The 13,071-nt window shown below is 73.6% G+C and carries 11 protein-coding genes; all 11 read left to right on the forward strand.

The window, feature by feature from the left end:
• Positions 1–181 precede the first annotated feature (181 nt).
• The 11 genes from ACZ7BZ_RS28155 (at position 182) to ACZ7BZ_RS28205 (ending at position 12,988) form a co-directional block, all read left to right on the forward strand.
• Positions 182–925 carry an SDR family oxidoreductase gene (locus ACZ7BZ_RS28155; protein ID WP_470360777.1) on the forward strand — a complete coding sequence of 248 codons (744 nt, stop codon included), beginning with the start codon at positions 182–184 and terminating at the stop codon, positions 923–925.
• 354 nt (positions 926–1,279) lie between these two features.
• Entirely contained in the window at positions 1,280–3,034 is a 1,755-nt protein-coding gene (locus tag ACZ7BZ_RS28160) for a sensor histidine kinase (RefSeq protein ID WP_470360778.1), read from the forward strand.
• Positions 3,034–3,477: a roadblock/LC7 domain-containing protein gene (locus tag ACZ7BZ_RS28165; RefSeq protein WP_380454793.1), complete on the forward strand. Its 444-nt coding sequence runs from the start codon at positions 3,034–3,036 to the stop codon at positions 3,475–3,477. The genes ACZ7BZ_RS28160 and ACZ7BZ_RS28165 overlap by 1 nt, the downstream gene beginning before the upstream one ends.
• Positions 3,474–3,842 carry a DUF742 domain-containing protein gene (locus ACZ7BZ_RS28170; RefSeq protein WP_380454791.1) on the forward strand — a complete coding sequence of 123 codons (369 nt, stop codon included), beginning with the start codon at positions 3,474–3,476 and terminating at the stop codon, positions 3,840–3,842. The genes ACZ7BZ_RS28165 and ACZ7BZ_RS28170 overlap by 4 nt, the downstream gene beginning before the upstream one ends.
• Positions 3,823–4,614: a GTP-binding protein gene (locus tag ACZ7BZ_RS28175; protein WP_470360779.1), complete on the forward strand. Its 792-nt coding sequence runs from the start codon at positions 3,823–3,825 to the stop codon at positions 4,612–4,614. Before ACZ7BZ_RS28170 ends, ACZ7BZ_RS28175 begins: the two co-directional genes overlap by 20 nt.
• The gene (locus ACZ7BZ_RS28180; RefSeq protein WP_470360780.1) at positions 4,611–5,849 is read left to right on the forward strand and encodes a cytochrome P450; all 1,239 of its coding nucleotides are present in this window, start codon (positions 4,611–4,613) and stop codon (positions 5,847–5,849) included. Before ACZ7BZ_RS28175 ends, ACZ7BZ_RS28180 begins: the two co-directional genes overlap by 4 nt.
• 95 nt (positions 5,850–5,944) lie before the next feature.
• Positions 5,945–7,159: a cytochrome P450 family protein gene (locus tag ACZ7BZ_RS28185; RefSeq protein WP_470360781.1), complete on the forward strand. Its 1,215-nt coding sequence runs from the start codon at positions 5,945–5,947 to the stop codon at positions 7,157–7,159.
• Positions 7,160–7,433: 274 nt separating this feature from the next.
• A complete protein-coding gene (locus ACZ7BZ_RS28190; RefSeq protein ID WP_470360782.1) occupies positions 7,434–8,819 on the forward strand; it encodes an ABC transporter substrate-binding protein in 1,386 nt (461 codons plus the stop codon).
• Positions 8,820–9,003: 184 nt separating this feature from the next.
• A complete protein-coding gene (locus ACZ7BZ_RS28195) occupies positions 9,004–10,026 on the forward strand; it encodes a carbohydrate ABC transporter permease (protein WP_380454783.1) in 1,023 nt (340 codons plus the stop codon).
• Entirely contained in the window at positions 10,023–11,027 is a 1,005-nt protein-coding gene (locus ACZ7BZ_RS28200) for a carbohydrate ABC transporter permease (protein ID WP_470360783.1), read from the forward strand. The genes ACZ7BZ_RS28195 and ACZ7BZ_RS28200 overlap by 4 nt, the downstream gene beginning before the upstream one ends.
• A gap of 200 nt (positions 11,028–11,227) precedes the next feature.
• Positions 11,228–12,988 (forward strand): DUF4153 domain-containing protein, encoded by a 1,761-nt coding sequence (locus ACZ7BZ_RS28205; protein WP_470360784.1) that lies wholly within the window; start codon positions 11,228–11,230, stop codon positions 12,986–12,988.
• Positions 12,989–13,071 lie beyond the last annotated feature (83 nt).

Here is a 13,071-nt window from a genome sequence, read left to right on the forward strand (position 1 = left end):
CCCGGTGTTCACCTGCTGAGGTGAATCCCTGAAGCGGGGCGAGGACTTCACGGTCCTCGCCCCGCTTCTGCGCGTTTCCGGGAGGGGCCGATGTCACGAATGCGGGCGGTGTCCGGTCCGTAGCCGGTGTCGGCGGTTCGGGATTCGGGAGAGGCGTGGTGCGGTGATGGGGACGGTGCTGGTGACCGGGGCGACGGGGACGCTGGGGCGGGAGGTGGTGCGGCTGTTGGTGGCGCGCGGGGTGGCGGTGCGGGCCTTGAGCCGGCGGGCGCGGGCGGCGGGTGACGGGGTCGAGTGGGTGGTCGGGGACCTGGTGACCGGGGCGGGGGTCGCGGCGGCGGTCGCCGGGGTGGAGACCGTGGTGGACTGCGCGACCACGCAGGGGAGGAAGGACGTGGCGGCGGTCGGGCGGCTGGTGGCGGAGGCCCGGCAGGCCGGGGTGCGGCACCTGGTGTACGTGTCGATCGTGGGGATCGACCGGGTGCCGATCGCGTACTACCGGGCGAAGCTCGGCTGTGAGCGGGTGGTGCGGGAGTCGGGGCTGGGGTGGACGGTGCTGCGGGCGACGCAGTTCCACGACCTGGTGCTGAAGGCCTTCGACCTGAGCGCGAGGCTGCCGGTGTTCCCGGTGGTGAACGGTGCCCGGATCCAGCCGGTGGAGGTCCGGGAGGTGGCGGCGGCGGTCGTGGAACTGGTGGGGCGGGAGCCGGCCGGGTTCGCTCCGGAGGTGGGCGGGCCGCGGGTGCGGTCGTACCGGGAGCTGGCCGAGGCGTACCTGCGGGCGGCGGGCCGGCGGCGCGTGCTGCTGCCGCTGGGGATCCCGGGGGCGGCCGGCCGGGCCCTGCGGGCGGGCGGGCTGACGACGCCGGAGCGGGCGGTGGGGCGGGGGACGTTCGAGGAGGCGCTGGCGCGGCGGTTCGAGTAGTCCGAAGTTGCCGATCAGGGTTGACGCTTGGGCCTGGGCGATGGTCGGACGGTTCGCCGACGCGACGTGGGGGCGGTGGAGCCCGGACTGGCCCGGGCCGCGGCGTCCGGTGGGGTGGAAGGTGTCGCGGTGCGGTGTAGTCGGCGTGAATGAAGGAGATTGGCCGTCAACTAGCGGGTTGAGGCCAATGTCTGAATCGATATGATCGGCCGAAAGCGTGAACCGATCAGCCGCCCGGAGACGTTTCGCGACGCCACCGGGCGGTCTTGGTATGCGCCCGACCAGCTGTCGGCGGCCGCAGCCGTCGCCGGCCGCCCGCGCCGCCGCCCGCCGACGTTGCCGAGGACCGTACCGATGAGAGAAGCCACCAGCCCCGACGGTCGGCCGCGCCGCCGCCCCGCGCCGCGCACCGTCGCCCTGACCGGGGCCGCCGTCCTGCTGGCGCTGGTCGCCGCGCCGGTCGGCATCGGCCGGGCCCTGGGTGCGCACCAGCCGCTCACCGCCCTCGCGGTGGGGGCCGTGGCGGTGCTCTGGCTGATCGCGGTCGGCCAGGCCGCGACCGGCGCCGAGCGCGCCCGGCGGCTGACCGAGGACCTGGCCGCCCAGCACGAGGAGACCCGGGCCGCGCTGGTCGCCGCCGGCACCGCCCGGCAGGCCGAGACGGCCGCCCTGGACCGGGCCGCCGCCGCGCTCACCGAACGGGACGCCGCCCGCGCCGAACAGGCCCGGGTCGAGGCCGACGTCACCGCCGCGCACGCCGAGCTGGCCCGGCTGGCGGCCGAGCTGGCCGCCGAGCGGGCCGAGACCGCGGCGGAGCGCGAGCGGGCTGCCGTCGAGCGGGCCGAGCTGGAGCGGATCCCCGAGGGCGTGCTGCCCGAGGTGGTGAAGAAGCTGCGCGGGGGCGCGTCCGTGGACAGTGCGCTGTCCGCGCACCGCAAGCACCCCCAGTACGCCCTGCTGCGCGCCGTCGGCGAGGAGGTCGGCCGCGGTGAGCGGCTGCGGGCCGCCGCGCTGGCGGTCTGCGCGACCGCCGCCGGCCGGGTCCAGGCGCTGGCCACGAGCATGCACGCGGAACTGCGCGAGATGCAGCACCGGCACGACGAGGAGGTCCTCGGCGATCTGCTGCGGCTGGACCACTCGACCGCCCAGGCGGGCCGGATGGCGGACGGCATCGCGGTGCTCACCGGGGCCCGTTCCGGCCGCCGGTGGGCCAAGCCGATCGCGGTGGAGTCGGTGCTGCGCGGTGCGCTCGGCCGGATCGGCGCCTACCAGCGGGTGCGGCTGCACAACGCCAGCACCGCGGCGGTGGCCGGCTTCGCCGCCGAGGGCGTGATGCACGCGCTGGCCGAACTGCTGGACAACGCCACCAACTTCTCCGCCCCGCCGGCCGAGGTGCACGTCTACGTCGAGGAGGTGCCGGCCGGCCTGGTGGTCACCGTCGAGGACAGCGGCCTGGGCCTGGGCGACAGTTGGCTGCGCCGGGCCGAACGCGCGGTGTCCGCCGAGCCGCTGGACCTCGCCACGCTGTCCGCCGGCACCCGGCTGGGCCTCGCGGTGGTCGGCGTGCTGGCGCGCAAGCACGGGCTGCAGATCTCCTTCCGGCCGTCCGCGCGCGGTGGCACCGGCGTGGTGATGCTGATCCCGCAGCAACTGGTCACCCACGCGACCCCGGCACCGGCGCCCGCCCAGGCACCCGCGCCCGCCGTGGAGTCCGTACGCCCGGCGCTCAGCCCCGCCCGCCCGGCGCCCGCTTCACTGCCGCCCGCGCCCAACACCTCCACGGCCACCGCGGCCGGGTCCGTCGCGCCGAGCGCCGTCCCCGCAGCCCGGGCGGTCCCGGCGCCCGCCGTCCCCACCCCGGGCCCGGCCGCAACCGCCCCGATGACCGACAGCGGCCTGCCGCAGCGCCGCCGTGGGCAGACGCTGGCCACCACCGCGGCGGCGACCCCCGCCGCGAAGCCCGTACGGACCGACGCGGCGCGTGCCGCCGCCCGGTTCGGCGCCTTCCGCCGGGCCGCCCAGCCGGTGCTGCCCGCCCCCGGGCCGGCGCCGGCCACGGCAGCCGACACCACGCCCGACGCTTCCCCTGTCACCGAGAAGGACTCCTGATGAGCAGCGCCACCGACCGCGACCTCGACTGGCTGTTGGAAAACCTGCTGGCGGCAACCCCCGGTACCCGGCACGCCCTGGTGCTCTCCGCCGACGGCCTGAAGCTCTGCCACACCGCCGGGCTGAGCGCCGACCAGGCCGACCAGCTGTCCGCGATCGCCTCCGGACTGCAGAGCCTGGCGCACGGCGCCTCGATCGAGTTCGGCGACGGCAGCGGTGGAGTGCGGCAGTCGATGACCGAGTTCCACGGCGGCATCCTGTGCATCGTGGCGGCCGGTGAGGGCGCCCACCTCGCGGTGGTCACGGACGACGACGCGGACGTGGGCGTGGTCGGCCACAACATGCACGGCCTGATCGAGCAGATCGGCATCCACCTCAGCGCGCCCGCCCGGGACGCGGAAGCGGACGCCGACGGGGCCGCGCGCGAGAGCGCCGGGATATGAACGCAGGGCCGGTGCTGCCGGGCCGGGACGACGACCCGGACCGCCTCTACACCATCACCGGGGGCCGCAGCCGCGCCCCGGAGAACGCCTTCGACCTGGTCACCCTGATCGTCGCGGAGCGGCAGCCGGCGCCGGGGATGCAGTCGGAGCACGCCCGGATCCTCGGGATGTGCGAGGCGCCGACCGCCGTCGTGGAGGTGGCGGCGGAGCTGTCGCTGCCGATCTCGGTGGTGAAGATCCTGCTCGGGGACCTGCTGGAGTCCGGGGCGGTCACCGCCCGCCACCCCAGGTTCGCGCCGAACAAGGCCCGGCTGCCCGATCTCGACACGCTGAAGCAGGTGCTGCATGGCCTCCAACGGCTCTGACCTCCAGGACGTCCGGCCCGCAGCGCGCACCCCGCTGCGGGCGACCGCCGACAACGCGCTCAAGATCGTCGTGGTCGGCGGCTTCGGGGTGGGCAAGACCACCCTGGTCGGCTCGGTCAGCGAGATCCGCCCGCTGAACACCGAGGAGGTGATGACCCGGGCGGGGGAGGGCATCGATCCGGCCGGCAGCTGGGGCAAGCGCTCCACCACGGTCGCCTTCGACTTCGGCCGGATCACCCTGTCCGAGCGGCAGGTGCTCTACCTGTTCGGCGCGCCCGGCCAGGAGCGCTTCTGGTTCCTCTGGGACCGGCTGTTCAGCGGCGCCCTGGGCGCGGTGGTCCTGGTGGACACCCGGCGCCTGGAGGACTCCTGGTACGCGATCGACCGGCTGGAGCACCACGGCACCCCGTTCGTGGTGGCCCGCAACAACTTCGGCGAGCCCGGCCACACCCTGGAGCAGGTCCGGGAGGCCCTGGACCTGCCGCCGGAGGTGCCGCTGGTGGACTGCGACGCCCGCGACCGCGACTCCGGCAAGCGGGTGCTGATCACCCTGGTCCACCACCTGGCCGCCCTGGCCGGGGCCGACCCGGTCGAGCTGGCGGAACTGGCGGAGCCCGCCGCCCCGGCCCCCGCCCCCGTCGCTGCCGCCGCCGCCCCCGTTCCCGTCGTGGCCGCCGCGACCGTCGGGGCCGACTCCGCCGAGTCGACCGCCCCCGCCACGGCTGCCCTCACCGGAGCACCCGACGCGATCTACGAGGAGAGCACCCCGTGACCCAGCCCGCCGCCACCCCGCCCCCGGGCTGCCCGGCGCACGTCGGCGCCACGCCGCTGTACGGCCCGCGCTTCCAGACCGACCCGGCCCAGCTCTACCACGAGCTGCGCGCCGCGCACGGCCCGGTCGCCCCGGTCGAGCTGGCCGGTGGGGTGCCCGCCTGGCTGGTGATCGGCTACCGCGAGCTGCAGCAGGTCACCGGCCAGCCGCAGCTGTTCGGCCGGGACTCCAGCCGCTGGCACGCCTGGGAGACCCTGCCCGCCGACTGGCCGCTCAAGCCGATGATGGCCCCGGTGCCGTCGATGCTGTACACCGAGGGCGAGGAGCACGTCCGACGGTCCCGCGCGGTCACCGACGCGCTGGCCGGGATCGACCCGTACGAGCTGCGCAAGCACAGCGAGGACATCGCGGACCGGCTGATCGACGGATTCGCCGGGCGCGGTGAGGCCGATCTGGTCACCGAGTACGCCCACCTGATGCCGCTGCTGGTGCTCTGCCGGGTGTTCGGTCTGGACGAGGAGCAGGCGCCGGAGCTGGTCGACGCGGTGCTCACCATGCTGGACGGCGGGCAGGGCGCGCCGGCCGCCGCCCAGCGGCTGCTGGAGCTGATGCTCGACGTGGTCCGGACGAAGGCCGAGGTCCCGGGCGAGGACGTGGCCTCGCGGATGCTGGCCCACCCAGCCGGCCTGGAGCACGACGAGGTCATGCGCGACCTCCGGGTGCTGCTGATCTCCGGCCACCAGCCGAGCTCGTACTGGATCTCCAACGCGCTGCGACTGATGCTCACCGACGAGCGCTTCGCCGCCTCGCTGGCCGGCGGTCGGCGCAGCATCAGCCAGGCGCTCAACGAGGCGCTCTGGGAGGACACGCCGGTCCAGATCTTCGCCGGTCGCTGGGCCACCCAGGACACCTCGCTCGGCGGCCAGCGGATCGCCGCCGGAGACATGGTGCTGCTGGGCTTCGCCGGGGCGAACGGGGATCCGCTGGTGCGTCAGCCCGACGGCCGCCCGGCCGAGGGGAACCGGGCGCACATGAGCTACTCGTACGGCGAGCACGGCTGTCCGTTCCCGGCGCAGGAGGCGGCCGAGGTGATCGCCACCACGGCGATCGAGGTGCTGCTGGACCGGCTGCCTGACCTCCGGCTGGCGGTGGCCGAGCACGCGTTGGTGTGGCGGCCCTCGGCCTGGGTGCGCGGGCTGGTCGCGCTGCCGGTGTCGTTCACCCCCGGCCACTGAGGCGCGCGTCTTGCGGATCTTCGCCGGGCCAGCCAAGATCCACCGGGCGTGCACAAACGTTCGAAGTTCCGCCATGTCAAGGAGAGTTGCCGCCGATGACCGCTGCCCCGGCCCCGATCGCCCTCGACCCGCTGGCCCGCGACAACGCCGCCGAGGGCGCCCTGCTGCGGGCCGCCGGTCCCGCGGTGCCGGTGGTGCTGCCCGGCGGGGTGGCCGCCTGGGCGGTGAGCCACCACGCGGCCGCGCGTGACCTGCTCACCGACCCCCGGCTGGTGAAGGACGCCCGGCACTGGGCCGCCTACCAGCGCGGCGAGGTGCCGAAGACCTGGCCGCTGATCGGCCTGGCGGTGCCCGGCCCGAGCATGGTGACCACGGACGGCGCCGAACACCGCCGGCTGCGGGCGCTGGTCGCCCAGGCCTTCACCCCGCGCCGGGTCGAGCTGATGCGCCCGCGGGTGGAGGAGATCACCCACGCGCTGCTGGACACCCTGGCCGCCGGGGAGCCGGAGATCGATCTCAAGGCGGCCTTCGCCTTCCCGCTGCCGATGACGGTGATCTGCTCGCTGCTGGGCGTCCCGGAGTCGGACCACGGGCTGCTGCGCGACCTGTACGAGCGGTTCTTCGGCATCAAGCCCGACCCGGAGGGCATCCAGGCGACTGTCGCCGGATTGAACGCCTTCGTCAACGGCCTGGTGGTGCAGCGCCGTTCGGCACCGGGCGAGGACCTGGCGAGCGTCCTGCTGGCGGCGGACACCGAGGGCGGGGCGCTCACCGACGCGGAGGCGGCGGCCACCCTGCGGGTGATCATCGCGGCCGGCCACGAGACCACGGTCAACCTGATCGGCAACGCGGTGCGGGCCCTGCTGGCGCACCCGGACCAGTTGGAACTGGTGCGGGCGGGCGAGGTCTCCTGGGACGCGGTGGTCGAGGAGTCGCTCCGCTGGACGCCGCCGACCAGCAACTTCCTGTTCCGCTTCGCCGCCGAGCCCATCGAGGTCGGCGAGCTGGTGATCCCGGCGGGCGACCCGGTGCTGGTCTCGTACAACGCGATCGGGCGGGATCCGCTGCAGCACGGGGTGACCGCCGAGCTGTTCGACATCACCCGGGACCCGACCCGACACCTGTCCTTCGGGCACGGCCCGCACGTCTGCCCGGGTTCGCCGCTGGCCCGGCTGGAGGCGGGGATCGCGCTGCCGGCGCTGTTCGAGCGCTTCCCCGGGCTGTCGCTGGCGGTGCCGGACGGCGAGCTGCGGCCGAGCCCGTCGCTGGTGGTGAACAGCCTGCTGGAGCTGCCCGTCCGGCTCTGGTGACGTCCTTTCCGGCGGTGCGCCGGGTACGCGGCCCCGTCCGGCTTCCGGGTGGGGCCGCGGCTCGTGGCGGCCGAGGCAGGTGTTTCGGAGGCGGCGGTCGGGGCACCGGTACGGAAGGTCGACCGTGGACCTTGGCGGCGGCGGACGGCTGCGTTAACGTCGTCGAATCGGTTCGGCCGCCCGCTCGTCCAGCGATCTCCGCACGCCCATCTCCGGTACAGCGCAATGTCGTTCAGCCCACCCCAGGAAGCACGCCCTGGCGAGGAGGACCGCATTGACTCTCAACCCGACCGCGTCGTACACGGGTTACCGCCGCAGACTGGTGGCCGCGCCCGCCCTGCTGGCAGCGCTGGCTCTGACCGCGGCCTGCTCGAACAGCTCCAGCGGTTCGGGTGACGGCGGTGGAGCGGCCCAGACGCTGACCGGCGACTGCGCCAAGTACCAGCCGTACGCCGGACATTCGGGGACGACGGTGACGATGTTCGCCTCGATCCTGAGCCCGGAGTCGGACAACCTGGAGAAGTCCTGGGCCGAGTTCGGCAAGTGCACCGGGATCAAGATCAGCTACGAGGGCTCCAACGACTTCGAGTCCCAGCTGCCGGTCCGGGTGGCCGGCGGCAACGCCCCGGACTTCGCGATCATCCCGCAGCCGGGTCTGCTGGCTCAGATGGTCAAGAGCGGCAAGGTGGTCAAGCCACCCGCCCAGACCGTCGCCAACCAGGACAAGTGGAGCCCGGTCTGGAAGACCTACGGCTCCGTCGACGGCACCTTCTACGCGGCCCCGATGAGCGCCAACATGAAGTCGCTGGTCTGGTACTCGCCGAAGGCCTTCACCGCGGCCGGCTACCAGGTGCCCAAGACCTGGGCCGACCTCATGGCGCTCAGCGACCGGATCGCCAAGGCGGGCGGCCCCAAGCCCTGGTGCGGCGGCATCGCCTCCGGCACGGCGACCGGCTGGCCGGCCACCGACTGGCTGGAGGAGGCGGTGCTGGGCACGTACGGCGGCGAGGTCTACGACCAGTGGGTCGGCCACCAGGTGAAGTTCTCCGACGAGAAGATCACCACGGCGATGAGGACCGTCGCCGACTGGATGCTCAACCCGGCCTGGGTGAACGGCGGTTACGGCGACGTCAAGTCGATCGCCACCACCACCTTCCAGGACGCGGGCGCGCCGATCCTCACCGGCAAGTGCGCGATGCTCCAGCAGGCCTCCTTCTACGAGGCCCAGTGGCCCAAGGGCACCAAGGTCGCCCCGGACGGTGACGTCTTCGCCTTCCACCTGCCCGCCGTCAACCCGGCGATCGCCAACCCGGTCGAGGGCGGCGGCGAGTTCCTGGCCGCCTTCTCCAGCCGGCCCGAGGTGCAGGCGGTGCAGAACTACCTGTCCAGCTCGGACTGGGCGAGCAGCCGGGTGAAGACCGCGAGCGGCTGGGTCTCGGCCAACCAGGGCGTGGACAAGAGCCTGTACACCGACCCGATCGACAAGCTCTCGGCGGAGGCGCTGACCGACCCGAGCGCGACCTTCCGCTTCGACGCCTCCGACATGATGCCGGCGGCCGTCGGCTCCGGGCAGGAGTGGAAGTCGCTCACCGCCTGGTTCGCCGAGGGACAGTCGATCCAGAAGGTGGCCGGCGACATCGACGCCGCCTGGCCGAAGTAGTCCGCCGTACGGCGGACCACGGGACCACCCGCCGAGGGCGGTGCGGGGCCACCCACCCGCACCGCCCACCCCTTCCCCACCTCGCCTTTCCGCCTACCTTCCCCGTCTCCCCATTCCGTCTCGTCCTCCCGCTTCGCCTTCCTGACTCGCCTTCCCGTTGGATGAACCGAAGGGACGTGCAGCCATGCCCGTATCCGGCTCCCCGCCGGCCGTCGACTCCCTGGCCGTCGGCGCCTGGGGCGATGCGGCGGTCAAGTTCGGCAACAGCTTCGGCGCGATCGCGGGCTTCCTCGGCATCCTGCTGGTCGTCTTCCTGGTGGCCGGCCGGGCCCGCGGCCGCCTCGCCCGCCCGCTGGCCGTCCTGGTCTTCCTCGGCCCGGCCGTCCTGCTGCTGGCGGTCGGCCTGGTGGCGCCGCTGATCCGCACGATCTACCTCAGCCTGCACAGCGCGGACGGCAGCACCTTCGTCGGTGGTGAGAACTTCGGTTGGGCCTTCACCACCGACTCGGTGCGGAAGGTGCTGCTCAACACCCTGCTGTGGCTGGTGGTCGCGCCGCTGGCGGCGACCGGCCTCGGCCTGGTGCTGGCGCTGCTGGTGGACCGGATGCGCGGCCAGTCGGTGTACAAGTCGCTGATCTTCATGCCGATGGCGATCTCGCTGGTCGGCGCCTCGATCATCTTCAAGTTCGTCTACGAGGCGCGCGGGAAGGACCAGCCGCAGATCGGCCTGCTCAGCCAGCTCGCCCACGCGGTCGGCTGGTCCGACCCGCCGAACTGGCTGCTCAGCCAGCCGCTGAACACCTTCCTGCTGATGGCGGTGATGGTCTGGGTGCAGACCGGCTTCGCGATGGTGGTGCTGTCCGCGGCGATCAAGGCGATCCCGGACGAGGTGGTGGAGGCCGCCCGGTTGGACGGCGCGACCGGGGTGCGGCTGTTCTGGCACGTCACCGTGCCGATGATCCGCACCACGGTGATGGTCGTCCTGACCACCGTCATGATCATCACGTTGAAGGCCTTCGACATCGTCCGCACCATGACCGGCGGCAACTTCGGCACCCAGGTGCTGGCCAACGAGATGTACTCGCAGTCCTTCGTGCAGTTCAACGACGGGCGCGGCGGCGCCCTGGCGGTCCTGCTGTTCCTCGCGGTGCTGCCGCTGGTGGCCTACAACATCGTCCAACTGCGGAGGGAGCGTGAGGTGCGGTGAGCACTCCTGAGGGGAGCACTCCCGAGGTGAGCACTCCCGGGGTGGGGACTCCGGAGGCGAGCACTGCTGCGGCGAAAGCCGTCGGCCGCCGTTCCGGTGGGAGGAGCCCGGTCCGGAAGGCCTTCAGCAGCCCGCTGGCCTCGGTGTTCGTGATCGCGGTGACGGTGCTCTGGACGATCCCCACCCTCGGCCTGCTGGTGACCTCGCTGCGCCCCAAGCAGGACGTGACCGCCGACGGCTGGTGGAACGCCTTGCTCCACCCGGACTTCGGGCTCGGCAACTACCACGCGGTGCTGTTCGAGGGCGGCTCCGGCGGTTCCACCGGCCTGATGCCCTTCCTGGTGAACTCGCTGGCGATCAGCATCCCGGCCACCCTCTTCCCGCTGGTGCTGGCGGCCATGGCGGCGTACGCGCTGGCCTGGGTGCGGTTCCGGGGGAGCGACACGGTGTTCTTCACGGTGTTCGCGCTCCAGGTGGTGCCGCTCCAGATGGCGCTGATCCCGCTGCTGCGGCTGTTCTCCAGCGGCGCCCACCTGGGTTCGTTGACGCTGATCCCGGCGGTGGACCTGAAGGGGAGCTACGCACCGGTCTGGCTGGCGCACACCATGTTCGCGATGCCGCTGGCGGTGTTCCTGCTGCACAACTTCATCGCCCAGCTGCCGCGCGACCTGATGGAGGCGGCGGTGGTGGACGGCGCCTCGCACTTCAAGATCTTCCGGTCGATCGTGTTGCCGCTGTGCGCCCCGGCGTTGGCCTCGTTCGCGATCTTCCAGTTCCTGTGGGTCTGGAACGACCTGCTGGTCGCCCTCACCTTCGCCGGCGGTACGCCGGAGGTGGCGCCGATGACGGTCCGGCTGGCGCAGTTGTCCGGCTCGCTCGGCGGCCGGTGGGAGCTGCTCACGGCCGGGGCGTTCCTGTCGATCACCGTGCCGCTGATCGTCTTCTTCAGCCTGCAGCGGTACTTCGTCCGGGGGCTGCTGGCCGGGTCGGTCAAGGGGTAGCCCGTTTGTGACCCTGGCGGGGAGGGGGTGGTCCCGGCGGGGAGGGGTGGCAGCCAGGGGCGTCTGAACGTGTTCAGAACCAACTTTTGAACTTGTTCAGAATGGTCTACAGTCGGCAGCGGCAGAGGCGTCGAGCACGCCCGCCCGCGGACCGTCCGGAGGACGGCTTCCGCATGCCCGCCGACCACTGAGGGGGAGCCATGCCAGGCCCGTCCACGCCTGCCCCGACCGATCCGCCGCCCGCGTCCGACCCGCAGGCGTCGGCCGACCCGTACACGCCGTACGCGCCGTACACGCCGGGCGACCCGTACGCGCCCTACGCGTCGGCGGATCCGTACGCGCCGTATGCGTCGTCCGGCCAGGGGCCGTCGTCCGGCCACGGTCTGTCGTCCGGCCAAGGTCCCTCGTCCGGCCGGTACCGGCCCGGCGGCCCGTACGGCCCGTCCGCTGCGTCCGGGCCGACGACCGGGGACCGGCTGCGCGCCACCGACCCCGAGCGGCACGCGGCGGCCACCCCCCGGGTGCTGCTGTTCGCCCTGCTCACCGGCCTGCTGACGGCCTGGCTGCTGTACGACGGGGTGGGTGCCAACCTGCTGATCGGCGGTGCCGCCACCGCCGTCACCGCCGGACTCGTCGCTCGTGCCGCCGACCGCCGGATCCGGCCCTGGACGGTCGTCTGGAGCCTGCTGGCGCTCGCCCTGCTCGCCGTCCCGGCCCGGTGGGACGCGGGCTGGCCCGCCCTGCTGGCCGCCGGCTGCGCGCTGGGCCTGGCCTCGTTGGCCCTGCACGGCGGTCGACGCTGGTCGGGGGTGCTCTTTGCGCTGCCCGCCCTGATCTGGCAGCTGATTCCGGGCGTGGCCTGGCTCTGGGAGGGACTGGCGGGCCGGTCGCTGCCCGGCCGCGGCCGGATCGTCCCGGTGCTCAAGGCACTCGCAGTCGCCGCCGTCCTGCTGACCGTCTTCGGCCTGCTGTTCGCCGACGCCGACGCCGCCATGGCGGACCTGCTGGCCGGGCTCACCCCCAGCCTCGACATCCACCAACTGCCGCTGCGCGGGCTGCTGTGCGGACTCGGGACGCTCGCCGCGCTGGGCTTCGCGCACATCGCGGCCGGCCCGCGCCGCTGGGACCGCCTGGAGATCCGTCCCGGGCGGGAACGTCGGCGGCTGGAGTGGGCGCTGCCCCTGGTCGCGCTCAACCTGATGTTCGGCGCCTTCGCGGTGATCCAGGCGGCGGTGGTGCTCGGCGGCGCGGACGCCGTGCTGAGCAACACCGGGATGAGCCGCTCCGCGTACGCCCGTCAGGGCTTCTGGCAGCTGAGCGTGATCACCGTGCTGACCCTGGTCGTGGTGGCCGTCGCCCGGCGCTGGGCCCCGCGTACCACGCCGGCCGACCGCCGGGTGGCGCGGATCCTGCTCGGGCTGCTCTGCCTGCTGACGCTGGTCGTGGTCGCCTCGGCGCTCGGCCGGATGTGGTTCTACGTGGACGCCTCCGGCCTCACCCGGCTGCGGCTGTGGGTGCTGGTGGTCGAGATCTGGCTGGGCGTCGTCTTCCTGCTGCTGATCACCGCGGGGCTCACCCGCGGCGCCGGCTGGCTGCCGCGGGCCGTCGTCCTCAGCGGCATGCTCACCGTCGCGGTGTACGGACTGATGGGGCCGGACACGGTGGTCGCGGAGCAGAACGTGGCCCGGTACGAGCGGTCGCAGCAGATCGACCTGCGCAACGTCCGCGACCTCTCGGCGGACGCGGTGCCCGCCCTGGACCGGCTGCCGGAGCCGGAGCGGTCCTGCGCGCTGCAACTGATCCGGCGCGACCTGGACCACGACAACCGTCCCTGGTACGCGGCTGGCGGCTCGGTCGCCGGGGCCCGGCACGCCCTGCGGGATCGGCCGCTGGTGGAGGAGCCGCTGACGGGGCGGGGGCCCTGCGAGTGGGCCGGCCTGGTGCCGACGGGGAGCCGGTAGCGGAAGCGTCGTGCGGGGCCGGCCGCTGGTGGAGGAGCCGCTGACGGGGCGGGGGCCCTGCGAGTGGGCCGGCCTGGTGCCGA

It is taken from the genome of Kitasatospora sp. NPDC036934, from assembly GCF_055608425.1.